General features: G+C 62.6%; 20 protein-coding genes and 1 tRNA gene. 16 read left to right on the top strand and 5 right to left on the bottom strand.

Annotated features, from left to right (window positions below):
- Position 1 precedes the first annotated feature (1 nt).
- Positions 2-919, bottom strand: coding sequence for a ketopantoate reductase family protein (locus GGQ88_RS00110; protein ID WP_183611003.1), 918 nt, complete (start codon positions 917-919; stop codon positions 2-4).
- Between the two features lie 60 nt (positions 920-979).
- On the bottom strand, positions 980-1,870 hold the full coding sequence (locus GGQ88_RS00105) for a LysR family transcriptional regulator (RefSeq protein ID WP_183611002.1): 891 nt from the start codon (positions 1,868-1,870) through the stop codon (positions 980-982).
- A gap of 92 nt (positions 1,871-1,962) precedes the next feature.
- Here GGQ88_RS00105 and mdlC point away from each other — a divergent pair, with 92 nt between their 5' ends.
- The 3 genes from mdlC to GGQ88_RS00090 are packed head-to-tail and all read left to right on the top strand — an operon-like array spanning position 1,963 to position 5,356.
- On the top strand, positions 1,963-3,519 hold the full coding sequence (mdlC, locus tag GGQ88_RS00100) for a benzoylformate decarboxylase (protein WP_183611001.1): 1,557 nt from the start codon (positions 1,963-1,965) through the stop codon (positions 3,517-3,519).
- On the top strand, positions 3,516-4,859 hold the full coding sequence (locus GGQ88_RS00095; RefSeq protein WP_183611000.1) for an SRPBCC family protein: 1,344 nt from the start codon (positions 3,516-3,518) through the stop codon (positions 4,857-4,859). The genes mdlC and GGQ88_RS00095 overlap by 4 nt, the downstream gene beginning before the upstream one ends.
- Positions 4,856-5,356 carry an aromatic-ring-hydroxylating dioxygenase subunit beta gene (locus tag GGQ88_RS00090; RefSeq protein ID WP_183610999.1) on the top strand — a complete coding sequence of 167 codons (501 nt, stop codon included), beginning with the start codon at positions 4,856-4,858 and terminating at the stop codon, positions 5,354-5,356. Before GGQ88_RS00095 ends, GGQ88_RS00090 begins: the two co-directional genes overlap by 4 nt.
- On the opposite strand, the gene GGQ88_RS00085 is transcribed toward GGQ88_RS00090, so the two are convergent.
- On the bottom strand, positions 5,343-6,635 hold the full coding sequence (locus tag GGQ88_RS00085; protein ID WP_343057036.1) for an MFS transporter: 1,293 nt from the start codon (positions 6,633-6,635) through the stop codon (positions 5,343-5,345). The two genes, GGQ88_RS00090 and GGQ88_RS00085, sit on opposite strands and share 14 nt — an antisense overlap.
- A gap of 112 nt (positions 6,636-6,747) precedes the next feature.
- On the opposite strand from GGQ88_RS00085, the gene GGQ88_RS00080 reads away from it, so the two are divergent.
- The 12 genes from GGQ88_RS00080 to GGQ88_RS00025 all read left to right on the top strand — a co-directional run bounded on the left by GGQ88_RS00080 (position 6,748) and on the right by GGQ88_RS00025 (position 20,963).
- Positions 6,748-7,365, top strand: a complete 618-nt coding sequence (locus GGQ88_RS00080; protein ID WP_183610998.1) for a flavodoxin family protein — start codon at positions 6,748-6,750, stop codon at positions 7,363-7,365.
- The gene (gene egtD / locus GGQ88_RS00075; protein WP_246385369.1) at positions 7,362-8,342 is read left to right on the top strand and encodes an L-histidine N(alpha)-methyltransferase; all 981 of its coding nucleotides are present in this window, start codon (positions 7,362-7,364) and stop codon (positions 8,340-8,342) included. The genes GGQ88_RS00080 and egtD overlap by 4 nt, the downstream gene beginning before the upstream one ends.
- Positions 8,339-9,532: an ergothioneine biosynthesis protein EgtB gene (egtB, locus tag GGQ88_RS00070; protein ID WP_183610997.1), complete on the top strand. Its 1,194-nt coding sequence runs from the start codon at positions 8,339-8,341 to the stop codon at positions 9,530-9,532. The genes egtD and egtB overlap by 4 nt, the downstream gene beginning before the upstream one ends.
- Complete coding sequence (locus tag GGQ88_RS00065) at positions 9,457-10,620, top strand: FAD-dependent oxidoreductase (protein ID WP_343057086.1); 1,164 nt, start codon at positions 9,457-9,459, stop codon at positions 10,618-10,620. The genes egtB and GGQ88_RS00065 overlap by 76 nt, the downstream gene beginning before the upstream one ends.
- An 18-nt stretch (positions 10,621-10,638) precedes the next feature.
- The gene (locus tag GGQ88_RS00060; RefSeq protein WP_183610995.1) at positions 10,639-11,916 is read left to right on the top strand and encodes a NupC/NupG family nucleoside CNT transporter; all 1,278 of its coding nucleotides are present in this window, start codon (positions 10,639-10,641) and stop codon (positions 11,914-11,916) included.
- Between the two features lie 3 nt (positions 11,917-11,919).
- The gene (locus GGQ88_RS00055) at positions 11,920-12,525 is read left to right on the top strand and encodes a CDP-alcohol phosphatidyltransferase family protein (protein WP_183610994.1); all 606 of its coding nucleotides are present in this window, start codon (positions 11,920-11,922) and stop codon (positions 12,523-12,525) included.
- Positions 12,526-12,666: 141 nt separating this feature from the next.
- Entirely contained in the window at positions 12,667-14,145 is a 1,479-nt protein-coding gene (locus GGQ88_RS00050) for an ATPase domain-containing protein (RefSeq protein ID WP_425490397.1), read from the top strand.
- Positions 14,105-17,011, top strand: coding sequence for a PAS domain-containing protein (locus GGQ88_RS00045; RefSeq protein WP_343057034.1), 2,907 nt, complete (start codon positions 14,105-14,107; stop codon positions 17,009-17,011). Before GGQ88_RS00050 ends, GGQ88_RS00045 begins: the two co-directional genes overlap by 41 nt.
- A gap of 95 nt (positions 17,012-17,106) precedes the next feature.
- Positions 17,107-17,183 (top strand) — tRNA-Met (locus GGQ88_RS00040).
- A 292-nt stretch (positions 17,184-17,475) separates the two neighbouring features.
- Entirely contained in the window at positions 17,476-17,991 is a 516-nt protein-coding gene (locus GGQ88_RS00035) for a tyrosine-type recombinase/integrase (RefSeq protein ID WP_246385367.1), read from the top strand.
- A 201-nt stretch (positions 17,992-18,192) separates the two neighbouring features.
- Positions 18,193-20,244, top strand: coding sequence for a PA5441 family protein (locus GGQ88_RS00030; RefSeq protein WP_246385365.1), 2,052 nt, complete (start codon positions 18,193-18,195; stop codon positions 20,242-20,244).
- The gene (locus tag GGQ88_RS00025) at positions 20,241-20,963 is read left to right on the top strand and encodes a DUF3142 domain-containing protein (protein WP_343057033.1); all 723 of its coding nucleotides are present in this window, start codon (positions 20,241-20,243) and stop codon (positions 20,961-20,963) included. The genes GGQ88_RS00030 and GGQ88_RS00025 overlap by 4 nt, the downstream gene beginning before the upstream one ends.
- A gap of 318 nt (positions 20,964-21,281) precedes the next feature.
- Here the strand turns inward: GGQ88_RS00025 and GGQ88_RS00020 are convergent, their stop codons facing one another.
- Entirely contained in the window at positions 21,282-22,181 is a 900-nt protein-coding gene (locus GGQ88_RS00020; RefSeq protein ID WP_183610991.1) for a helix-turn-helix transcriptional regulator, read from the bottom strand.
- A gap of 96 nt (positions 22,182-22,277) precedes the next feature.
- Between GGQ88_RS00020 and GGQ88_RS00015 the strand changes: the two genes are divergently transcribed.
- Complete coding sequence (locus GGQ88_RS00015; RefSeq protein WP_183610990.1) at positions 22,278-23,087, top strand: SDR family oxidoreductase; 810 nt, start codon at positions 22,278-22,280, stop codon at positions 23,085-23,087.
- A gap of 413 nt (positions 23,088-23,500) precedes the next feature.
- Here GGQ88_RS00015 and GGQ88_RS00010 read toward each other — a convergent pair whose 3' ends face one another.
- Positions 23,501-24,052 carry an ANTAR domain-containing protein gene (locus GGQ88_RS00010; protein WP_183610989.1) on the bottom strand — a complete coding sequence of 184 codons (552 nt, stop codon included), beginning with the start codon at positions 24,050-24,052 and terminating at the stop codon, positions 23,501-23,503.
- Between the last annotated feature and the right edge of the window lie 472 nt (positions 24,053-24,524).

The raw sequence follows: 24,524 nt of genomic DNA, 5'->3' as shown, positions 1-24,524 counted from the left end.
CTTAGCGGCCTTTTTCTCCAAGTCGCACGAGGTCTGTCAGGATCTGCAGGGCCGGTGTCGCAACAGCACCCCGCCCGGCCGCGTTCAGCACTGCCCCATTGATGGACTCGATCTCAGTCGGGCGCCCGGCAATTCGGTCCTGCAACATCGACGGCTTGTGCGACGTGTGATTGGCGAGGGCGAAATCGACTTTCGCGGCAAGTCGCGCCCGATCGACCGACACGCCTTCGGCATTTGCAACCTGCGCAATTTCGTCGATGACGGCATCCGCGCACCGGCGACCCGCGACGCAATCGAGCCCACCAACCGGCAGGCCACTTACGGTGCAGAGCGCATTAAGCGCAGCGTTGAACGCAACCTTCTCCCACACCGCTATGCTGACATCGGGATCGGCTTCTGAGTCCAGACCTGCCGAACTGAGCAGCGCCGCGATCGCCATGGCTTTGTCGCCCGCTCCCTTGGGAAAATCACCAAGGAAAATATGGCCTTGCCCGTGTGACTTCACCTGATTTGCGTCGTGCAGATCGGCGGGAAAATCGGTTACGCCCCACAATATACGGTCCAATGGGAAAACTTCGGCAATGCACTCAACGTTGCCCAGCCCGTTCTGCAAGGTCAGTACCGGACAGCCGGTTGCGACCAGATGGTCGACCGACCGGATCGCGGCGGCGCTGTGCATGCCCTTGGTGAATAGCATCAGCAGGTCGACAGGTCCGGCGACCTCCGCGGCAAGCTGCGCTTCGACTTTGGCATGGTGGCGGCCATGGTCATCCTCAAGAATGATGCCCTCGAGTCCGATCGCGGCAAGGCGCTTCCGGTCGACATCGACGACGGTCACGCGCTTGCCCGCCAGCGCGAGTCGCGCCGCAAACAGGCAGCCCATCGCCCCCGCACCGACAATCACGATCCGCTCCATCATCCGATCCCTTCCGCACACCCACGTGCATGCGTACGAGGGTGCGGAGCGTGTGGCGGGTGGTCAACCCTCCAGCGGGAACAGTTCGACAAAGCGGCGCGCGGCGTCGGGCAGGAGGCCTGATCGGCGGCGGTGCAGCAGGAACGCGCGTTCGGTCGTGAGTTCCGGGACGCCGAATTTACGCATGGATCCACTGGCGACATGCGCCGCCAGCAGGGGCTCCGGCAGCCAGCAGAGCAGACGGCTGTGTGCGGAGACGGCAATCATCGACTCCACCGAAGCCGTCTCCACCGCAACCCGGGGCGCGCGAAAGCCTTGCGCTGCGAGTAGCCGCTCGAACGTTACTCGCGGGGTGAAGGCGGTACCGGGCATGACCCAGTTCTGCGCCAGTACGTCGTGAATAGACGCGGACGGCGGCAGGCAATGATCGGTTGCGCCGAATACGGCAAATCCGTCGCGATACGCGCCAACACCAATCTGCTGAACTTCGGGATGATCCAGCGGGCTTGCCGCCACGACCAGATCGACCCGCCGGGTAACCAGCGCATCGAGCAATTCGTCGTCCACCGCTTCGACCAGTTCCACGCCGAGATCGGGCGCTGAAGCGAGCAGATTTCCGACCGTTTCCGCGACCAGGGTTCGCATCACCGCCGCCACCGCGCCGATCCGCACTACACCGCGCTTGAGGCCGCTCAACGCCGCCAATTCGTCGCGCACGCTTTGCATTTCCGAGACGATGTGGCGCGCGTGAAGTGTGAGCAGTTGCCCGGCCGTGGTGACTGACATGCCCTTGCTGCCACGCTCGAACAGAGGGTGGCCGAGGCGATCTTCCATGCTCTTGATCAACCGGCTGAGCGAGGGCTGGGTGAGGTTGGCTATCCTTGCCGCGCGGCCCAGGCTGCCGGTCTCGGCAACGGCGAGAAAGGCGCGTAACTGGCGTTCGTCAAAATCCATGCAGTGAGCGTATGGGTTTGGTCTGGATTTGCAATTGTTTTGAATGGCCCGGTGGTTCATCTTCTCATCTGAAAACAACACCGGGAGAAATCATGCCAACCGTCCGCGAAGTCTCGATCGGTCTGCTGCGCGAGCTTGGCATGACGACGGTGTTCGGCAATCCCGGGTCGACCGAACTGCCGATGTTTCGCGATTTTCCAAGCGATTTCCGCTATGTCATGGGGCTGCAGGAATCCGTCGTGCTGGGCATAGCCGATGGTTTTGCGCAAGGGACGCGGCGCGCGGCGTTGGTCAATCTGCACAGTTCGGCAGGCGTGGGGCATGCGCTCGGCAACCTGTTTACCGCCTTCAAGAACCAGACGCCGCTGGTAGTTACGGCCGGTCAGCAGGCGCGTTCGATCCTGTCCTACGAGCCGTTCCTGTTCGCCGAACGGGCAGCCGAATTTCCGAGGCCGTTCGTGAAGTGGGCGTGCGAGCCGGCGCGTGCCGAGGATGTGCCAGCTGCGCTTCACCGTGCCTGGCTCGTCGCGATGGAACCGCCTTGCGGCCCGACGTTCGTCTCGATCCCGATCGACGATTGGGACCGCGAATGCGCTCCGTTCGAGCCGCGCGTTGTCCATGCCGGTCGTGCGCCCGAAGGCGGGGCTATTGCAACTTGCGGCGAGGCGCTGGTAAGCGCGCGTGCTCCGGCGATCGTCGTCGGTGCCGGGGCGGCGCGTGACGGCGCATGGGACCAGGTGATCGCGCTGGCCGAGCGGCACAATGCTCCGGTATTCGTCGCGCCGATGTCGGCGCGGTGCAGCTTTCCCGAAGATCACCGGCTATTCGCGGGCTTTCTGACTGCGGGACGCGAGGCGATCGTGGCCACTCTACAGCCACACGATTTCGTGCTCGCGCTGGGCGGGCCGATGAGCCTGTATCACGTCGAGGGCCATGGACCACATGTGCCGCCGGGCTGTGATATGTGGTTGATCGGCGACAATCACGTGCATGCCGCGTGGGCACCTGCAGGGACGGCGATTGTCGCGCGTTGTGACATTGCGCTCGACCTGTTGCTGCAAGGTCCGCCGCCGGTTTCGCGAGATGCGCCTGCCGCGCGCGCTCCGCTACCGCGGCTCGACGGCGGGGCGATGACCGATGCTTATGTCCTGCAGCAGATTGCCGCCTTGCGCTCGCCTGACTCGATCATCGTGGAGGAGGCGCCGTCCAGCCGTGGGCCGATGCACGATCGGCTGCCGATCCTGCGCAAAGACACGTTCTACACAACCGCGAGCGGGGGCCTCGGTCATGGCCTGCCTGCAGCGGTGGGTATGGCGCTGGCGCGCCGAGGCGAGAAAGTCATCGCGATCCTTGGCGATGGCTCGTCCATGTATGCGATCCAGGGGTTGCACGCGGCGGTCCAGCACGGGCTGGCGGTCAGTTTCATCATCATCAAGAACAACCGCTACGAGGCGCTGCACCACTTCGGTCAGCATTTCGGGATGCAGCAGCTGGTTGGCACGCAGTTCCCCGAGCTGGACTTCTGCAAGCTGGCGGAAGGTCACGGGATGAGCGCACGGCGCGCGGATGACGCAGCGAACCTCGACGCGGCCCTGCGATGGTCGCTGGCCGCTGACGGTCCGACGCTGGTCGAGGCGAACGTGCTGTGACGTTGCGCTTGTCCGATCTGATCGACGACCGCCCAACAGACGGCGCGTTCCGGGTCAACCGTGCGATTTTCACCGATCCGGGCGTGTTCGATGCGGAAATCCGTCGGTTGTTCGAGGGCGGCTGGGTGTTCCTGGGGATTGAATCGCAGGCGGCTGGCCCTCACGACTTCTTCACGACGTTCGCCGGCCGGGTGCCGGTCCTCGTTCAGCGCGACGGGGAGGGGACATTGCGGGCGTTCGTCAACACCTGCCCCCACAAGGGCGCGCGGCTGGCACAAGTCCGGCAGGGTAATGCCCGGCTGCATGTCTGCCCCTACCACAGCTGGACGTTCGACAGTGCAGGCCGGAACAAGGCGATCAAGTGGCAGAAGGCGGGCTGTTATGCCGAAGCGTTCGACCGCGACGACCATGGGCTCAAGCCCCTGCCGCAGTTTGCCAATTATCGCGGATTCCTGTTCGGGAGCGTAGCGGGCGAGGTAACGCCGCTGGGCGAATATCTTGGCGAGGCGACAAAGTTGCTCGATCTCGTTGCGGACCAGAGCGAGGACGGGCTCGAACTTGTGCCGGGACAGGTGACCTTCACCTACGAGGCGAACTGGAAGCTGCAGCTGGAAAACTGCTCGGACGCCTATCACTTCACCTCGGCGCATCCTTCGTACATCCGCGTGCTCGAACGGCGGCAAAAGGAGATGAGCGGCGATGTCGTCGCCTCGGTGTGGGAGAACAGCGATTACTGGAAGGAGGAGGCCGAGGGCGTTGGCGGCGGTAGCTACTCGTTCGCCAATGGCCATGTGCTCAACTGGGGGGTGTTCGGGATAACCCCCGCAATTCCGCTGTACGAGCGCGCAGGCGAACTTGCCGAGCGCCATGGCGAAGGCAAGCGCGACTGGATGTTCAACATGCGCAACGTGACGATCTTCCCCAACCTGCAGATCGCCGAAAACGCGTCGAGTCAGTTGCGCGTGATCCGACCGATTGCCCCGGGTCTGACCGAGATGCGCACCTGGTGCATCGCGCCCAAGGGTGAGAGCGCAGGGGCAAGGCGTCAGCGGATCCGGCAGTACGAGGACTTCTTCAACCCCACCGGTATGGCAACGCCGGACGACACGGTATCCTATGAGAATTGCCAGATCGGCTTTGCGGGTACGGTCGAGCCTTGGCTACAGGGCTATGCGCGCGGGATGACCGCAAGCGTGGCGGGCGGCAATCGCTTCTCGGACCGCATCGACCTGCAGCCTGAACGCAGCGTGCTGGCGGATTCGCAGCTGTGCGACGAGACGCTTTATCATGCATACTACCGCGCGTGGGCCGCGCGTATGGCTGGCGAGTTCGAGGCATGAGCATGGAACTGACGCAGTCGCAGGCCGAGCAGTTGCTCTACCGCGAGGCGCTGCTGATCGACACGGGACGCTTTGCCGATTGGCTCGAACTGTTCACCCCGGACGTCGAGTTCTGGATGCCGGCTTGGCGGGACGAGACGACGACGACGCAGGACCCGGATCGGGAACTGTCGCTCATCTACTACAAGGGCCGACGCAATCTTGAGGACCGGGTGATGCGGCTTACTTCGGGGTTATCAACTGCCTCGACGCCGCTCCCGCGCGCGGTGCATCAGGTGACCAATGTGATGGTGACCGCTCAGGACGGCGAGGGTGCGGACGTTTCGGCGGCATTTACGTGCCACCGTTTCGATGTGCGGATGAATCGCGCCGACTGCTTTTTCGGTCGCTACGAATATCGGCTGGTGCGGGCCGGGCAAGACTGGAAGATCGCGCGCAAGAAGATCATTCTGCTCAACGATACGATCCCGACCGTGGTGGACATCAACGCGATTTGAACTCCCGTTGGCGGCGGGGCAGGGTCTCGGGCATCTTCAGCAGTACCGGAAGCACCGCCAGCGCGACGACCGTGATCATCAGACCCGGGATGGGCCGCCACCCCGTCCCTTCCAGCAGCAGTTGGGCTACATAGGGCGTCAGGCCCCCGAAGATCGCCGTGGCAGTCGTTACCCCGAATGCCAGGCCTGTCAGCCGCCCGATCGTCGGGAATTGCTCCGCCGTGGCGGCTGCGGCCACTGCACTGACCCCGCCTGCCATGGCGGCCAGGATGATTGCGCCGACTAGCGCGCTGGGGCCGGTGGCACGCGTCATCAGGTGGAACATGACGATCGGCAGCGCGGCGCTAAGCAGTGCGAACCCAACCAGGACTGGCTTGCGTCCAACGCGATCCGAAAGCAGCCCAACCAGCGGCGTCACCGCGATTACGACGAACGCGGCGATCGTCGCCAGCCACAGCGCTCCCGCTTCGTCCAGCGACCCGACCGACGTGAGGAAAACGGGAACATAGGTGATCCCGACGTAATAGGTGATCGATCCCAATGCGGAGATCGCAAAGCCGCGCATGATCCCGGCGCGGTGGTGGCGCAGGCTGTAGGCGAGCGGGTTGGGATGCGGATCGGCCTGCAGGCGTACCAGCTCGAATTCGGGCGATTCATGCATTCGCGACCGCGCGAGCAGGATGGCTCCGGCCAGCAATGCGCCGACCAGGAACGGGATGCGCCAGCCCCATTCCATCAGCGCTGCATCGGACATAGCGCCGACGGTGAGGGCCGCGACACCCGCCGCGAGCAGCGCGCCGACTTCACTCGACGCCGCTGCGAGCGAGGCAATCAGGCCGCGCCGATGGGGTGGGGACCCCTCAAGCAGGTACGCCACGACGCCGGTGTACTCGCCACCCACCGAGAAGCCCATCACGCAGCGGATCAGCAGCAGAAGAAGACCGGCAACCGGCCCGATCTGGCTTTGTGTAGGCAACAGCGCAGTGATCAGCATCGCGACGGTCATCAACGCCATCGAGAGCAGCATCGTGCGCCGCCGACCGTGGCGATCACCGATGTGGCCGAAGACCACCGCGCCAATGGGCCGCATCAGATAGGCGATGGCAAACCCGCCCAGCGTGATCAGAACCGAATTTTCGCCTGCGAAGAACACGCGAGAGATCACTGTCGTCATGTAGAGATAGACGGTGAAATCGTACCATTCGACCACGGTCGAAAACGCCGCGATCGCGATCGAACTGCCCGGAAGCCGCGGGAGCTGGTCGGACGGAGCGTTCACGCGATGTCATTGCCGCACAGGCTGCAGGCCCACCTGCACTCCCGGGCAGGTCCGGGAACAAACCCCTGCAACAGCTTGTTCATCTTCAAACTCCGCGACAAGGAATAGCAGCATGGCGCTGAAGGCGATCGCCCTCAATTGTACCCTGAAACCCTCGGGTGGAAAAACCTCGTCAACCGACAGGATGATCGACCTGATCGCCGACGGCTTGTGCGAACACAACGTGAAAATCACCAAGACGATCCGGATCGCCGATTTCAATGTGAAGCCGGGGGTGACTTCGGATGAGGGCGAGGGTGACGATTGGCCGGAGTTGCGGAAGCAGATCCTGGACCACGACATATTGATTCTGGGTACGCCGGTGTGGCTGGGCCAGATGTCGAGCGTAGCCAAGCGCGTGCTGGAGCGGATGGACGCTTTCCTGGGTGAAACAGACGATCAGGGGCGGATGCCGAGTTTTTCGAAAGTCGCGGTGCTGGCGGTTGTCGGAAACGAGGACGGCGCACATTCGATCTGCGCCAGCGCGTTTCAGGCGCTGAACGATACCGGCTGGACGATCCCGGCTTCGGCGGTGGCCTATTGGGTCGGCGAAGCGATGGGCAGCACCGATTTCGTGGACCTTGAGGACGTTCCCGAGAACGTATCCCAGGCGGCGGTCATGGCAGCCTCAAACGCAGCGCACCTGGCAGGCTTGCTGAAGCAGGACGCATATCCCGGCTCGCCACAATGAGTGAAACGTGGCACGAAGCGGGCATGACGGCATCCACCGTAGCCCTTGAAAGCGACTTCGCCAAAGCGGTGCTCGCTGGCCTGTCGCAGACCCGAAAGGTCATCCCCGCCCGCTACTTCTATGACATGCGGGGATCGGAACTCTTCGAGGAGATCACGGAGCTTCCGGAGTATTATCCGACCCGGACGGAAATCGGTCTTTTGCGCGCCCACGCCGACGATCTGGGGAGGCTGGCGGGGCATAACCGCCCGGTGATCGAATTCGGCGCAGGTTCAGCCACTAAGACTCCACTGCTGCTCGACGCCTTGCGCACCACGACATACGTGCCGATCGATATTTCGGGCGATTTCCTGGAGGAGGCGATGGCCGGGCTGGCTGCCGAGCGGCCTGCTTTACGCATCGTGCCTGTCGCGGGTGACTTCACGCAAGCTCTTGAACTTCCGCACCTCGATGGTCCGCTGGTGGGTTTCTTCCCCGGATCGACGATCGGCAATTTCGATCACGCTTCTGCGGTCGATCTGCTGCGCTCTTTCGGGCAGACGCTGGGTGAGGGCGCGCGGTTGGTCATCGGCATCGACCGCAAGAAAGACGCGCGGCTGCTCGAGACGGCTTATGATGATGCGGCGGGCGTTACGGCGGAGTTCAACCTGAACCTGCTGCACCGGATCAATCGCGAATTGGACGGGACAATCCCGATCGACGTGTTCTCGCATTGTGCGGTGTGGCAGGACAGCATCGGCCGGATCGAAATGCATCTCGTTGCCGGCCGCGAGGTCTCCTTTAGCGTGCTCGGCCAGCGGTTTACGATGAATGCGGGTGAGACGATCCACACTGAAAACAGCCATAAATACAGTTTGGAGGAGGCACGTTTGCTGGCCCGCGCATCAGGCTGGGAGCCGCTTGCATTTTGGACCGATCCCGACGATCTGTTCGGGCTGCACGTCTGGGGTGCAGCGTCCGGACAAGACCAACCATGAGTTCGCAACCCAGTACCAGTCTCGAAAGCGACGCGTTCGAAGCGTTTTGCGCGGTCAGGTCGGCGACGGAAGCGCTGACTGCCGGGCTTTCAGCCGAGGATTGTCAGATACAATCCATGCCTGATGCCAGCCCGGCAAAGTGGCATCTGGCCCACACCAGCTGGTTTTTCGAAACCTTCCTACTTTTACCCTTAATGCCTGAATATCAGGCGTTTGACCCCGCCTATACGGTGTTGTTCAACTCCTATTACGTCGGCGTGGGCGAGCGTTTTGCGCGGCCACAGCGGGGATTGCTGACGCGGCCCTCGCTTGATCAGGTGATCGCTTACCGTCACCATGTCGATGCGGCGATGGCGAAGTTGATCGCCAGCGTTTCACCGGGAAAGTGGCGCGATCTGGTGGAGCTTGGGCTGCATCATGAGCAGCAGCATCAGGAATTGATTCTGATGGACATCCAGCACGCGTTTTCGCTGAACCCGCTTCAGCCTGCCTATCGCGACAACACCCCTGACCGCGTGGCGTCGGACGCAGTAACGTGGGTGCAAGTCCCTGGAGGGCTAGGAGAAATCGGCCACGATGGCAGCGGATTTTCGTTCGACAATGAGGGTCCGCGTCACCGGGTGTGGACCGAGCCTTTCGAGATTGCCGACAGGTTGGTGACGGCGGGCGCGTATCTCGAGTTCATCGCAGCGGGCGGGTACGCAACTGCGGAATTGTGGCTTTCGGACGGCTGGGCGACTGTCGAGGCAGAGAGTTGGACCGCGCCGCTGTATTGGCAGGACACCGCCGATGGCTGGACGCGCTTTTCGCTGGACGGCCGCGTGGCGGTCGACCCATCGGAGCCGGTAATGCACCTAAGTTATTATGAAGCCGATGCTTTTGCGCGCTGGGCAGGTGCTCGCCTGCCGACCGAGGCGGAGTGGGAGATTGCTGCGAGGCACGCATTGCTGCGCGAAGTCGATGATCTGGCGTGGCAGTGGACGGCGTCGCCTTATGTCGGATATCCCGGCTTTGCGGCGGCGGCGGGGGCGGTCGGAGAATATAACGGCAAGTTCATGGTCAACCAGTTCGTGTTGCGCGGCGGGTCTTTGGCGACGCCTGCGGGGCATACACGATTAACGTATCGGAATTTCTTCCCCCCTGCCGCGCGCTGGGCGTTCAGTGGCATACGTTTGGCGCGCTGTTCCTGACACAGCGCGTAATCCTGGCGGGCGGAGGCCACGCGCATCTGGCAGTGCTGGCCGATTGGGCGCGGCAGCCGCTTGCCGATACGACCCGGGTTCTGGTGACTTCTTCGCGACATAGCGTCTATTCGGGGATGGTGCCGGGGTGGCTTGCGGGCATCTATGACCGAAAGCAATTGCTGATCGACCTTGCGCCGCTGGCCGAGCGCGCGGGTGCGGAACTGGTGATCGCCGAGGTCACCGGCGTCGATCCCGTGCGCCAGTCCCTGCAACTTTCGACGGGCGTGGAGATGGGCTTCGACCTGCTGTCGCTGGCGATCGGCGGGGAGATCGAAAGCGTTTGTTTTTCGTCACTTGGCAAAGACGTTCTGCCGATCAGGCCGATGGATGAATTCATCCATCGCTGGCAGGAATTGCGGCAAAGCGGGTTGAGATTGCATGTTGGGGGAATAGGCGGGGGAGCCGCCGGGGTAGAACTGATTCTGGGGGTGGATGCGGCGTTGCGCACCGCCGGAAGGCGGGGGAAAGTCGCGTTGATCGCTCCAGCCGATGGATTTCTCGCCGGTCATGCCACGAAAGTGCGAAATCTGGCTTTGGCAGAACTCGCGCGACGTGAAATCGAAGTCCATTTTGCGAGCGCCGAAGCGACCGGGGACGCGTTGGTCCTTTCCAACGGCGAGCACCTGAGCTTCGATGTCGTGATCGTCGCCACGGGCAGTCGCGCGCCCGGTTGGATCAAGGCATCGGGCCTTGCCTGCAGCGACGACGGCTTTGTTTCGGTGGGAGCGGAGATGCGCAGCGTCTCGCACCCGGCGATCTTTGCCGCGGGCGACATCATCGAGCGGGTCGACCGCAAGCTGGCGCGGTCGGGCGTTCATGCGGTCAAGGCGGGGCCGGTGCTGGCGGCGAACCTGCGGGCGGTGGTTTGTGGAGGAAAGCTTCGACAGTATCAGCCATCCGGGCGCACACTGTACCTGCTTGCGACGGGCGACCGGCGCGCCATCCTGTCGTGGGGCGGCTTTGCCACGGTGGGGCGGCTGGCGTGGTGGTTGAAGGATCAGATAGACCGGCGCTTCGTCCGGCGATACTCCTGACCCGGATTGGCTTGGGGGATGACGTTGCTAGCCGTTTTTCAACAGGCGCAGGGATTGATCGGCGTCGCGCTGATCCTGGCGCTGGCGTGGGGCATATCGGAAAACCGCCGGGCGATGCCGGGGTGGAAGTGGGTGGCAGGCGCGGTTGCCATGCAGATTGCCATCGCACTGGCGTTCGTGCGCGTGCCGGCGGTGTGGCGCGCGGTCGGCGTGATCAATCACGGGGTCGAAGCGATCGAGCGGGCGACGCTGGCGGGATCGTCGTACATGTTCGGGTATCTCGGCGGAGCGGAGCTGCCGTTCGTGCTCAAGCCCGGCGCGACGCCGCCGATGGTGATCGCGTTTCAGATCCTGCCGCTGATCATCGTGTTCTCGGCACTGACCGCGCTGTTCTGGCACTGGGGCGTGCTGCGCTGGCTGGTTAACGGCCTTTCGTGGATCCTGCGGCGCACACTGGGCGTAACCGGAGTGGTCGGGCTGAATGCCGGGGCGAACATATTCCTCGGCGTGGTCGAGGCGCCGCTGATCGTGCGGACCTATTGCGCGACAATGTCACGCGCGGAGTTGTTCGCGGTGATGGTGCTCTCAATGGCAAACATCTCGGGCGCGCTGCTGGTGCTTTACGCGACGACGCTAGCGCCGAGCCTGCCCGATGCGGTTGGGCACATGATCGTCGCCTCGTTCCTGTCGCTACCCGCCGCGATCCTGATCGCGCGGATGATGGTGCCGGGCGATCCCGCTGATGCCGCGAGCGAGGAGGTTCAACCTGAAGTCCACTACGACGGAACGATGGACGCGATCCTGCGCGGGACGATGGAGGGCGTTCAGCTGGTGCTGGCGGTGATCGGGATCATCATCGTGATCTTCGCGCTGGTGAACCTGAGCGACCAGATTTTGGCGAACCTGCCGCTGGTCGATGGCCAGCCGATCACGCTGAAGCGCACGTTCGGTTGGTTGTTTGCGCCGGTGATGTGGAGCATCGGGGTGCCGTGGGACCAGTCGCCTGCGGCAGGCGCGCTGATGGGCACAAAGACGATCCTGAACGAATACGTGGCCTATCTGGAATTCGCCGCCGTTCCGCAGGGTACGTTCAGCGTGCGCAGCCAGCTTATCGTGACTTATGCGCTGTGCAGCGTCGCCAATCTGGCAAGCGTCGGCCTGCTGGTGACGACGATCAGCACGCTGGCACCCAACCGGCGGAGCGAGGCGGCGCAGCTTGGCATGAAAAGCTGGATCGCGGGCAATCTGGCGTCGTTGATGTGCGGGGCGGTAATCGGCCTCGTGACGCCGGTCTGAGCGATGTTCGACGCGAAGCTGCGCCCTTATATAGACCCCGTGCTGAACCGGATGGGAGGCGCGCTGGCGTCTGTCGGGATCGGCGCGAACGTGATCACGGTGATCGGGATGGTGACCGGCCTGGTCGGTGCGCTGGCGATTGCGGAAGGCCACACGCTGGCAGGGCTGGCGCTGGTAATCGCCAACCGCTTGCTCGACGGGCTCGATGGCGCCGTCGCGCGCGCAACCAAGCTGACCGATTTTGGCGGCTACCTCGATATCGTGGCGGACTTCGTGTTCTATATCGCGATCCCGGTCGGCTTTGCTTTTGCCGCGCCCCAGAACCTTCTCCCCGCCGTACTGCTGCTGGCGAGTTTTGCCCTCACAGGCATCAGTTTTCTGGCGTTCGCGACGATCGCTGCCAAACGGGGACTGGAAACCACGGCGCATGGGGCGAAGAGCTTTTTCTACAACACCGGAATCGCAGAAGGTGTCGAAACCATAGCGGTCTTCATCGCGATGTGCCTGATCCCGCAGCACTTCGGAGCGATTGCTTATGGCTATGCCATGATCTGCTGCCTCACGGTGATCCAGCGCAGCGCAATGGCGGCGCGGACCTTTTCAGAGTGATTTCAATCGACTGAGCAAGGGCGTCGCAGCGACCGACCGGTTCGCTGACCGGATGGAACGATTGTCGCGAAAATCGGTTGTTTTGCTCAAGGCGCGCATCCTTCGCGCATGCCAACGGCAAACAGATCGGAGCTTGCCACAGTGAATTGCGCTACGGGTGTTGCTGGTCTCGATGAAATTCTGGCTGGCGGATTGGCGCGGGGACGATTGTTCCTGCTCGAAGGCAGCCCCGGTACCGGTAAGACGACGATTGCGTCCCAGTTCCTCATGGCGGGGGCTGAGGCGGGAGAGCGGGTGCTGTATATCACCCTGTCCGAAACAGAGATCGAGTTGCGCGAAGGTGCCGCATCGCACGGCTGGGACTTCCCTGAATCGCTCGAGATATTCGAACTGGTTCCGCCCGAGAGCCTGCTCGACGAGGATCAGCAGCAAAGCCTGCTCTATTCGTCCGACCTTGAATTGGGCGAGACCACGAAGCGCATCTTCGAAGCTTTCGAGCGGGTAAAGCCGTCGCGGATCGTCCTCGACAGCCTGTCTGAAATTCGCCTGCTGGCGCAAAGTTCGCTGCGCTACCGACGGCAGATCCTGGCGCTGAAGCATTATTTCTCGCGCCATGAGTCGACTGTCCTGATGCTCGACGATCTGACCGCGGACGTGATGGACAAGACCGTGCACAGCGTGGCGCATGCGGTAATCCGGCTCGAGGAACTCTCGCCGACATATGGCGCCGAGCGACGACGCCTGCGCGTGCTGAAGTATCGTGGTCGCCGCTATCGTGGCGGCTACCATGACTTCGTGATCGACACCGGGGGTATCCGCGTGTTCCCGCGCCTTGTTTCTGCCGAGCATCGCAAGAGCTTCAGCCGCGAGCGCATTCCGATCGACAACGTCGAGCTGAATGGGCTGCTTGGCGGCGGGTTCGAGCGTGGTGCGAGCACCCTGATCCTGGGGCCTTCGGGCACAGGCAAGTCGTTGCTGGCGCTGAACTTCGTCAAGGCGGCGGTCCATCGCGGCGAGCGGGCTGCCATGTTCGTGTTCGATGAAGAGCTGGGCCTGTTGTTCGAGCGTGCCAGGGGACTGGGAGTCGATCTTCAGGAACTGGTCGCCAGCAAGAAGCTGATCATCGAACAGATCGATGCGGCTGAACTGACGCCTGGCGAGTTTTCGGAGCGCGTGCGTCGCTGCGTCGAGGATCACGAAGTCCAGACGGTGGTGATCGACAGCCTGAACGGATTTCAGGCCGCGATGCCCGAAGAGCAGGCTCTGATCCTGCATATGCATGAGCTGCTGCAGTATCTGAACCGGCATGGCATCATGACCTTCCTGACGGTCGCTCAGCATGGACTTGTCGGCGACATGAAGTCTCCGGTCGATGTGACCTATCTTGCAGATACGGTGATCTTGCTGCGCTACTTCGAAGCGCGAGGGCGCGTTCGCCGGGCGATCTCGGTCGTCAAGAAGCGGACCGGCCACCATGAGGACACGATCCGCGAGTTCATGATCGGTGCCAACGGGATTACCCTGGGCGAGCCGTTGGTCGCGTTTCAGGGTGTCTTGCGCGGCGTGCCGACGCTGGTCGGTGAAGACGAAGGTCTCCTCGATATCGCGCAAGCGCGGTAATCCGTTGGATCGCACGCTCCCCCAAGGCGCAGTCATTCTGGCACCGCGCGGTCGTGATGCCGCAATCGCCTATTCCGTTCTGCAACAAGGCGGAATCGAAGCTGTTGTCGTTCCGAGCCTGCCTGCGCTGTGTGGCGCGGTACGCATAGGCGTCGGCATGGCGGTCATCACCGAGGAAACGCTGCGCGGCGCCGACTTGCGTGAGCTCGCGCGGCTTCTGGAGGAGCAAGGGGAATGGTCCGATTTGCCGTTCATCCTGCTGACCGAGCGCGGTGGGGGGCTGGAGCGCAATCCTGCCGCGGTGCGACTGCTTGAAACGCTCGGTAACGTCACTTTCCTTGAACGACCGTTTCATCCCACGACCCTGCTCAGCCTTGCGCGATCGGCGCGGCGGGCACGGCGACGGCAATATGAAGCGCGCGCACGGCTTGAGGACATTCGCGAGGGCGAGGCGCGGCTGAAGCTGGCGATTGCTGCAGGCGGGCTGGGTGCCTGGTCGTTCGATATAGCGACGCAACGATTGGAATGTTCCGACGAATGCAGGGCGCAATTCGGGCGGAGTCCCGGACAGCGCTTCGATTATGACGACCTGGTCGCCGCAATCCATGATGACGACCGCGAGGCGATGCAAGATGCGGTAGCCCGGTCGATCCGACACGGCGATGATTACGGCATCGAGTACCGGACGGTATGGCCCGATGGCTCGCTCCACTGGCTGCGGCTCGATGGGCGCGTGGAGTATGCCGCCAGCGGCCGGCCCGCGCGCATGGTCGGCGTGTCGGAGGAGATTACCGCGCAGCGCCGCATCGAAGTGCGCCGCAATGCCCTGCTCACGCTCGGCGATCAAATCCGCGCGATGTCCGACCCTGACGACATGGCGCTGTGTGCGGCGGAAATCCTCGGCACGACGCTCGAGGTCAGTCGCGCAGGCTATGGCGTGGTCGACCGAGCGGCCGAGACAATCAAGATTGCGCGCGACTGGTGTGCGCCGGGTACGCAGACACTGGGAGGCACGCTGCAATTTCGCGATTACGGATCGTATATCGAGAACATCAAGCGTGGCGAACTCGTAGCCATCGCGGATTCGAGACTGGATGAGCGTACGCGCGAAACCACGCATGCGCTTGAGGCGTTGCATGCCCGTGCAGTGTTGAACATGCCGATTGTCGAGACCGAGGGGCTGGTCGCGCTGCTGTACCTCAGCCACAACGAGGCACGCGAGTGGCCCAGCGACGATCTCGCATTCGTGCAGGACGTCGCCGATCGGACGCAAGCCGCAATCGAGCGCCGGATCGCGGAAATCGCGTTGGCAGAGCTCGCCGCGACGCTTGAGCGGCAGGTGGAAGAACGTACCCGCGAGCGCGACCGGACCTGGCAGAACTCCCAGGACCTGCTGACGATCGTGGGATCGGGTGGACGGATCCTGGCCGTCAACCCGGCGTGGACAACGATCCTGGGCTGGTCTGCACTCGACGTCGTCGGCAAGTCGGCCGCTGCGTTCGCGGCCGTGGATGATACAGGTGACGACTTCGGAACGTTTCTGCACCCGTCGACGGTGCGCCCGGCACAATACAAGAACCGTATGCGGCACAAGGACGGGACGTTCCGCTGGGTCTCATGGATCGCGTCGTCCGAGGGCGAGCATGTCTATGCCAGCGGCCGTCACATCACGGCCGAACAGGAAGCGCAAGACGCGCTGGAAGGGGCGCAGGAACAGTTGCGCCAGTCGCAGAAGATGGAAGCCGTCGGGCAGCTGACCGGCGGACTGGCGCATGATTTCAACAACCTGCTGGCGGCGATCTCGGGCAGTCTCGAGCTGATGACCGTTCGGATCGCGCAGGGGCGCGCGCTGGAGATCGACCGCTACATCAGCATGGCGCAACAGGCGACCAAACGAGCGTCTGCACTGACGCACCGGCTGCTGGCGTTTTCGCGCCGCCAGACGCTCGATCCGCGGCCGACCGACGTCAACCGCCTGATCGCAAGCCTCGACGACCTGCTGCGGCGTTCGGTCGGGCCTACCGTGGATATCGAGATCGTGGGCGCCGGCGGGTTGTGGACGACGCTGATCGATCCGAACCAGCTCGAGAATGCGATCCTCAATCTGTGTCTCAACGCGCGCGATGCGATGCCCGACGGCGGGACGATCACTATCGAGACGTCGAACAAGTGGCTCGACCGGATCGAGGCGCACGAGCGCGATCTGTCTCCTGGCCAGTACGTCTCGCTGTGCGTGACCGACACCGGCACCGGCATGTCGGCCGAGACGATCGAGCGGGCGTTCGACCCGTTCTTCACGACCAAGCCGCTGGGCGAGGGGACGGGCCTCGGCCTCTCGATGATCTACGGCTTTGCGCGTCAGTCGGGCGGGCAGGTGCGGATATATTCCGAGGTCGGGCATGGCACGACGATTTGCCTTTACCTGCCACGCTCGGACAAGTCGGTCGAAGCCGAACCGGAGCACCGGCTGGCATCGCTCAACGACGTTTCCACCGCGGGGGGGCGGGTGCTGATCGTGGACGACGAACCAGCGGTGCGCGCCGTCGTCGCCGATGTTTTGGTGGACCTTGGCTACGAATGCATCGAGGCAGGCGACGGTCCTGCCGGCTTGTCGATCCTCGAGAGCGACATGAGGATCGACCTGCTGGTCAGCGATGTTGGGCTGCCAAAGGGCATGAACGGGCGACAACTGGCCGACGCAGCGCGCGTGACGCGACCCGATCTGAAGATCCTGTTCATCACCGGCTATGCCGAGAACGCGGTCATCGGAAACGGGCTGCTCGATCGTGGCATGCACGTACTGACGAAGCCGTTTTCGGTTGACGCGCTGGCATCGCGCATCCGTGAGATGATCGAACGGGTGTGAGCGCAAAAAACGAAAGCTAGGCGGTTGACCCCGCAGCGCCGCCCGGTTAGGAGCGCGCCCTGCGATGCGCACTCCCGAGGAGCAGCGCAAGCCGTGGCGGAGTAGCTCAGCTGGTTAGAGCAGCGGAATCATAATCCGCGTGTCGGGGGTTCGAGTCCCTCCTCCGCTACCATTCCCCTATCCGGGCGCTTCCGACAGCTTCCGCATTTTTCCAAAAATCGAAAGAAAAGCAGAGGGTTGCGGGTGATTCGCGTCCGCATGCGCCCATGGCCTTCCACATGCAGCCAGATTTGGTGTGGGGGTATTTTGGGGTAGTTTTGCGGAGTATCGGAAAGGAGTGATACCCCCATGCCTCTGACTGAGCTTCAGGCCAAGAAATCCAAGCCCCGCGATAAGGCGTACAAGCTGGCTGACGGGAAGGACTATTTCTGCTCGTCCAACCCAACGGATCGAAACTATGGCGGATGAACTACCGCTTTGGGGGCAAGGAGAAGCTGCTTTCGTTCGGTGGTTACCCGGCCCTTGGCCTCGCAGCCGCCCGCGACAAGCGCACTGCGGCAAAAGCTCTGTTGAGGGAAGGCAGAGACCCGATCGGTAACAGCCTAGACTCCAGCGCGAGTGATCCGAACACCTTTTTGAAGGTCGCAGAGCGTTGGCATGAGAACCGCAAGTCTGCTCTCGATGCCGCGCACGCAGACCGTGTTTGGTCGCGCCTCCAACGAGACGTTTTTCCCGAGATCGGCGAAAGGCTCATTTCCGAGATCACGGCACCCGATGTTCTAGATATGGTCCGCAAAATCGAGGCTCACGGAGCGCTCGATATCAGTCGGCGTGCCAAACAGGGCGTTGGCCAGGTCTTCCAATTTGCAATTGCGTGCGGCGACTTCACTCAGATCCCGTCATTCGCGCATGTGGTGCGGCAAGACTCGCCAGTGATCGCGCTGCAGAAATCAAGCGCGGTTGAGGGCGTGATAATCTAGGAATTCCCTTGAATGTAGCATGATGCGCTGCTCATGTCCGTGCGGACAAGGATCGGTTGCCTTCCAGCGTGGCCTCTCAGGCGATCCGCACGGGAAGGCCAAGGGAGCGGAACGACGATGCAGGAACGATGCTCCTTTTCCTTTCGCCTGAAGCGCAGAGCCTTGGAGCTGCTGGCCTTGTCTGGCGCATGCGCAGCGGGCATGGCCTGGGCATGTGCAGACGTTTCGTGCCAGCCCACATGGCAACTTGGCTCAGCCTCCTCCTTGGAATGCGGCGGGCGGGCGACACTGAGTCCCGGCAATGACACGCGCATCAACATCATCCTGCTGATGCGCAGCCTGAAGGAGGCAGCGACAAGTGCCCCCGCCGCTAAATCCGCAGACGAACAGCAATATGGCAGCACCTTTTTCAGCTGGCTCGGACTGCGTCAGGCGCTGTGGCCCCAGCCTGAGGCGGCCCCTGCCGCCGCGTCCTCGGAACCATCCTGCACCCCGCCTAGCGATTTTCTTGCCGCATTGAAGACTGACACCGGCATCCCGGCAGATGAGCGCGCGGACCTTGCCCGCCTGCGCGCGGCTGTCGGTTGCGACAGGCCCGTTGTCTGGGACGCCAAGATCAACAGCGCGCACGGGCTCGAATTTCTCGCCTATCTCAAGGCCGCCGATGCCTTCTATGCCGGGAACTGGCACGATGCGGACGCTGGCTTTCTGGCCTTGCGCAAGGCGCGTAACCCGTGGGTCGCGGAAACTGCGCGCTATATGCCGATCCGCATCGGCCTGCGCAGCGCGGTGGCCGCAATGAGCGACGAGTATGGCAATCTGGATCGTGCCAAGGTCGACAAAGACGGCTTGGCTCAAGCCCGCGATGCCATTGCCGACTATCTGAAAGCCTATCCTCACGGGCTTTATGCGGATTCGGCCCGAGGGCTAGTCCGCCGCGTGCTGTGGCTGGATGGCAACGACGCCGAACTTCTCCCGATCTACGAGCGGATGCTGGCCAACACGCCGGCTGACAGCGAAGCCGCGGCCGATCTGGCCGAGGAAATCGACAACCGCGCGCTGGGTGCGGGCTGGGACGATGCGGCCGAGAATTCGCTTAAAACCATCCGCACGGGCGGCAAGACGCCGCTGCTTCTGGCGATTGTCGATCTCTATGACATGCGCGGCGACGCCAAAGATCTTAAGCTCTCGCAAGGTGATCTGGCGATCCAGGCGGGGCAGTTTTCATCCCATCCCGAGTTGCACTCCTATCTCGTCGCCCTGCGCGCACTTCAGGCGGGCGAAAGCCCCCGCACGATCATGAAGATGATCCCCGATGCGGCGCGGGCAGGCAGCTACACGCCTTTGGCCTTTAGCCGGCAGATGCTGCGGGGAAAGGCGCTCGCCAAGGCACAGGACCCTAATGAGGCCGGCTTCTGGAGCGAATTGATCAAGGGGGCTGACCCGCTCTATCAGCGTCCTCTCGTGGAGTTGGGTCTTGCCATCAAATGGCAGCGCACGGGGCAAGTGGCCAGGGCATTCGCCCCCAACTCACCCATTCAGGATGCCACCACGCGCGAAATCCTGCTGCAAACCGTGGCAAGCCCCGCCATCGTTCGCGCCAATGCGCGCGATGCCAGCCGCTCGGCGCATGAGCGTGATGTGGCGCGCTTCGCCTTGATCTATAAAGGCCTGACGCATAGCGCCTATCGCGACGTCGTCGATGATCTGTCGCTGGTGCCTGCTGATGCCAGGGCGGACGGGTGGCTTGCCCCCCTGATCCAGCAAGAGACGGTATCTTTGGGAGTTTTTACCAAGGGTAAATGGTCCGATGGCTTTGAATGCCCGGCGCTGAGGCAAACCGCTGCCACGCTGGCGCGCGACCCGCACGACATCCACGCCCAACTGTGCCTTGGTGATTTCTGGCGGCTTAACGGGTTTGATAACTTCGCGCTGTTCGCGCCCGAAAAGGCACCCGATGCGCTGGGCAGCGGGCCTGATGGCTTTGCAGGCAAGCCCTTGGCCCGCGGCGCCATTTACAGCGCGATCATCGCCGATGCAAAGGCCGGGCCGGAGGAGCGCGCTTATGCGCTCTATCGCGCGGTGATGTGCTATGCGCCCAGCGGCTATAATGGTTGTGCAGGGCCAATCGACACGGCGAACGAGATGGAGGCTGCGCAAGTGCCCAAAGCGCAGCGGCAGGCTTGGTTCAACCAGTTGAAGACCCGCTATCCCAACAGTGTCTGGGCCAAGCGCCTGCGCTATTTCTGGTGACGCGAACTGGCTTGGTTCTGGCCGCGTTGGCCTTGCTGGCGGGGTGCCAGCAACAGGCCGAACAGCCGCGCGTCGATCCGCTGGCCTATGATGCCTATTACCTGTGGCCAGGGATAGCCCCGCCACCTGGCAGCCATCCGCGCGTGCTCTATCTTCTCGACGGCGAGGTGCGCCGCGATGGGCCTTCACGCTTAACGCGCCTGCGCGGCGGCGTTCCGCGTCTGCCGGATCAGGACGTATGGCTGGTGGTGCGCATAGACCGGCTCGATCTGAACGAGGCAACCTATGACGCTATTCTGGCCGATCTTGGCCGCTGGCAGGCCGCAGGCAGCCGCGTCGCGGGACTTCAAATAGATTTCGACGCCGCCGCCAAAGGCATCAGGGGCTATGTCGCGTTCCTGCGCGGGCTGCGCGCCCGCCTGCCCGCACGCTGGAAGCTGTCGATCACTGGTCTGATGGACTGGAGCGCGCATGGCGATCCACAGGTGCTGGTCGATCTGCGCGGGGTGGTAGACGAAGTGGTGGTGCAGACATACCAAGGCCGCAACACGATTCCGGGCTACGAAGCCTATTTCGCGCGCATGGATCACTTCCCGATCCCCTTTCGCGTGGCGCTCGCGCAGGGCGGGCAATGGGTGCCGCCGAACAATCTTGCGCATCACCCGATGTTTCGCGGCTATGTGGTGTTCCTTTTGCGGCCGCTCCACATTCGGCAATAGCTGAGTCCAGCGAGTTCCACTGCCCTTGGCCTTGATGCCATCGAACAAGACCGCGTCGCCCGATATCGCAGCATGATGCTGGTGATGGTTCCGGGAAGTGCGGTTTTTCAAGAGGCGATCTGACACTGGCGAGAATTGGCCGGCGTTGGCAGTCTGCGCCTCGAACCCAGACATTCACGCTTCAGTCTGATGTTATCGGTCCCTACCCTTCGATCGGCACGCTCTTGGGAAGAGCGGAAAGACTTAGTCTGGGACTACCCGCCATCCGCAGAGACTTCGCAGAACGGCAAGCTCGATCGAGACCTGTCATTCGGCAATTTATGCCACCCCTCGCGCAAATTGACCCGGGGGAAGGCCGATACGCTTGCGAAACGCCGTGCTGAACGCGCTGGCAGACTCGTAGCCGATCTCATCTGCAATACGATCGAGCGATTTCATCCCGCGAGCGAGGGCCGCCTTGGCGATCGCCATGCGCCATCGCGCCAGATACTCGATAGGAGCGCAGCCCACCAACTCGCCGAACCGCGCCGAGAAACTGGAGCGGGACATACCTGCTACACCGGCAAGGCGAGCGACGGTCCAATTCACTCGCACGTCGCCGTGCATGGCGTGGAGAGCGCGCGCGATCGCAGGTTCCTGCAGACCGCCAAACAGGCCTGGTGGCATGGTAGATGTGCCGTTCCTGCGCCAGCGTAGCGCCTCGACGAGCAGGGCTTCGAGCAGACGTTCGATGATCAGTTCTCTGCCCGGGAAATCGGTGACGCATTCTTCGGAGAGAAGGTCGATGAAGCGACCAAGCCGCGTCGACCTGCCTTGGGAGGCGGGGATGTGGATCAGACGGGGTAGCAGCTGGAGCAAGAGCGGGGCGTTAATGCGGTCGATCGCGAAGCTGCCGCCCAGCGCGACGAAGTCAGCGTCCCCTTCCTGATCGCCGTGTCGGACCGCCTCGTTGCTTGGTGCGACAGGGATGCATTCTACTCCTGGTCTACTGCCCAAGGTGAGGGCCGGCGTGGTGGGAAGGAGGATGAAATCGCCTTCGCCAATCTGAATGGGCGCTTCGCCCTCAAGCGTCAGCCAGGCTAGCCCCGCCAACACGATCGTGAACCCCGGAGCATCATGTGCTTGGTATCGCACACCCCATTGGCCTCGACCCGAGATAGGCTTCGAGATGGCCGCCTGGGGGCGGAGTAAAGCCACGGTTTCACTCAAAGGATCCATATTCTGGACGATTCATAATCTTCTCTGGATCAGGCATTATAGATCATATCACCGCTACCGTCTATCGACCTTTCATCGAACATAAGGAGTAAGGCAATGAGCAAGACGATCCTGATCACCGGCACCTCGTCGGGCTATGGCAAGGCGACAGCGGAGCATTTCCTTCGGAGCGGGTGGAATGTCATTGCGACAATGCGTCGCCCCGACCCGGATGTCTTCGACGCACCGATCAGCCGCCTGCGGGTGTTGCCGCTGGATGTTACTAGCGAACAGAATATCGCCGTACTGATCGAAGCGGCCGGCCCGATCGACGTTCTGGTCAACAATGCCGGGATCGGCGGGGTTGGTGCCTTTGAAGCAATGCCGATGTCGCTCATTCGCCAGCTCTTTGCAACAAACACCATCGGCGTCATGGCGATGTGTCAGGCAGTTATCCCGCAGATGCGCGAGCGGCGATCAGGCATGATCGTCAACGTGACGTCAAGCGTCACGCTGGGTGAATTTCCACTTGCCGCTGCCTACACTGCGTCCAAACAAGCAGTCGAAGGCTTCACGGCTTCCCTTGCCCATGAGCTTCGCTATTTCGGTGTCGGCGCCAGGCTCGTAGAACCCGGCTATGCTCCGACGACGAAATTTGGCGCGAATGCCGTTGTTCCGGTCCAAGATCTGTTGCTGGGCGAATACGCCGAGTTCGCCCTGCCAATCCTTGAAGCCTTTGCGAGGCCGACGTTGATGACGCGCGAAACCGATGTCGCGGAGGCGATCTGGGCTGCCGTCCACGATACGACGGAACAGCTCCGCTTTCCGGCGGGCGCGGATGCCGTCGCGCTTGCCGAAGCCCATTCACAGGCCGATTGCGCGAGTCTCTTTGGGAGCAAGGGGGTTAATTCTGAAGCTGGCGCCTAACACATAATGGTAGGCGAACGGCGGGTTCCGGCGCCAGGTCGTTCATGCTTTGGTCGGCTGCTGCCGCTGCGTCACGTACAAACGGGCTGGCAGATGCCGCCGTAATAGCAGATGGGGTGGATGGTTCCCGCTCACGGCATCAAGGTGCCAAGATGTGATTGCCGTCAGGCGATCACGAGCAAATAGGAGCCAGCCACATGGAGATTACCGCCATCGGCCTCGATTTGGCCAAGAGCATTTTTCAGGTTCATGGAGTAGCGCTGCGGCCTTGCAGTGCCCACTCCTACGGGGCCGCTCCTTTCACCACTTACGATTGCGGCGCGGCGGGTCGACGGGGGCGGTGCATCTCGCAGTGGGCTCGACCATTCGTCCCGGCGCGGTTCTGGGTCGGCCGTATCCTGTGCGATCCCGGCCTACACGTCAGGCTCGGTATAGATCGGTTCGGACATTACATACGGTGCTTCAAGCGGAGCGAGCGGTTCGATGCGGCTCGGCGGCACCGAAGGTTGGGTTGCCATGGCTTCGCGGCTATCGCCTAGTGGCTTGATTGGGCGCGCGCCAGTGCGATGGGTTGGCACGTGAGCAAGCCGAGGACGCGCATCGCGCGAATGTGTGCCGGGAGCGGCGATAGCGATGTTAACCGCTTCCTCGATCTGGCTGAGTAGAAAGGGACCCTCGAAGGCCGCGACTTTTGCGAGGTGCCTCTCTGCCCGCACGGGGTCGCCTGAAACCATCAAGAACGGCACGGTCATTTCGCTTGAAATACGCCGGATGGCACTGAGTACCGATCCGGATGCGACCTCGTCGCCGACGATCACCAGATTTGGCGTGCAGCGACGAGCCGCCGTCACAGCCTGTTCCTCGGTCCAGGTATGGTCAAATGATGTGAACCCAAGACCTTCGAGCCGGCTCTGGATACCGCGACTGATGATCATGTTGTCGTCGATGATGAGCGCGTGGTTCATGCCGATTCCTTTTTTTGCGAGAGAGCTATCTTGACCGTCCGGCCGCGGTGCGCGCTTCGTAATTGACCGGAAAAGACTGCGCATTGGGACAGAAACTGGGCAGAACGCGGTCTGCCAAATGTCAGGCGCTGCGGGGATTGCCGTGGTCATTGCAACCCGCCGCGCGAGCAGCAGTATGGGTCGACCAAGCCGCCAGCAACCGTACCTGGCGGTTCAACACGTTTCTTTGGCGATTCCACTCCCGCCAAGAAGAACAGAAACTGATTATGGATATCAGGCCAGATGCCGACCGAATACCCGCAGGTTGAAATATCAGATCGGCTACTTTCAATCTGGATGGTCGGCCGAGATCGGGTGGCTACGACGCGAGTTGCCTGTGCGGGCACGGTTCCAGCGGTCGACGTTCGCTTCGGCGCAGACGCGGTCGGCCAGATCGTCGACGCGAGCGAGCAGATTGGATGCGCGCGTACGG

The organism is Novosphingobium hassiacum (genome assembly GCF_014196055.1).
GTDB classification, from domain to species: domain Bacteria; phylum Pseudomonadota; class Alphaproteobacteria; order Sphingomonadales; family Sphingomonadaceae; genus Novosphingobium; species Novosphingobium hassiacum.
This window is presented reverse-complemented; position numbering and strand designations above follow the sequence as displayed.

Bases quoted from the DNA above. Each gene is read 5' to 3' on its own strand.
- GGQ88_RS00035 (WP_246385367.1), top strand. From the start codon at position 17,476: ATGAACTACCGCTTTGGGGGCAAGGAGAAGCTGCTTTCGTTCGGTGGT.
- mdlC (WP_183611001.1), top strand. From the start codon at position 1,963: ATGCCAACCGTCCGCGAAGTCTCGATCGGTCTGCTGCGCGAGCTTGGC.
- GGQ88_RS00010 (WP_183610989.1), bottom strand. From the start codon at position 24,052: ATGAACCACGCGCTCATCATCGACGACAACATGATCATCAGTCGCGGT.
- GGQ88_RS00090 (WP_183610999.1), top strand. From the start codon at position 4,856: ATGAGCATGGAACTGACGCAGTCGCAGGCCGAGCAGTTGCTCTACCGC.
- egtB (WP_183610997.1), top strand. From the start codon at position 8,339: ATGAGTTCGCAACCCAGTACCAGTCTCGAAAGCGACGCGTTCGAAGCG.
- GGQ88_RS00030 (WP_246385365.1), top strand. From the start codon at position 18,193: ATGGCCTGGGCATGTGCAGACGTTTCGTGCCAGCCCACATGGCAACTT.
- GGQ88_RS00060 (WP_183610995.1), top strand. From the start codon at position 10,639: ATGACGTTGCTAGCCGTTTTTCAACAGGCGCAGGGATTGATCGGCGTC.
- GGQ88_RS00110 (WP_183611003.1), bottom strand. From the start codon at position 919: ATGATGGAGCGGATCGTGATTGTCGGTGCGGGGGCGATGGGCTGCCTG.
- GGQ88_RS00020 (WP_183610991.1), bottom strand. From the start codon at position 22,181: ATGGATCCTTTGAGTGAAACCGTGGCTTTACTCCGCCCCCAGGCGGCC.
- GGQ88_RS00055 (WP_183610994.1), top strand. From the start codon at position 11,920: ATGTTCGACGCGAAGCTGCGCCCTTATATAGACCCCGTGCTGAACCGG.
- GGQ88_RS00015 (WP_183610990.1), top strand. From the start codon at position 22,278: ATGAGCAAGACGATCCTGATCACCGGCACCTCGTCGGGCTATGGCAAG.
- GGQ88_RS00080 (WP_183610998.1), top strand. From the start codon at position 6,748: ATGGCGCTGAAGGCGATCGCCCTCAATTGTACCCTGAAACCCTCGGGT.
- GGQ88_RS00105 (WP_183611002.1), bottom strand. From the start codon at position 1,870: ATGGATTTTGACGAACGCCAGTTACGCGCCTTTCTCGCCGTTGCCGAG.
- egtD (WP_246385369.1), top strand. From the start codon at position 7,362: ATGAGTGAAACGTGGCACGAAGCGGGCATGACGGCATCCACCGTAGCC.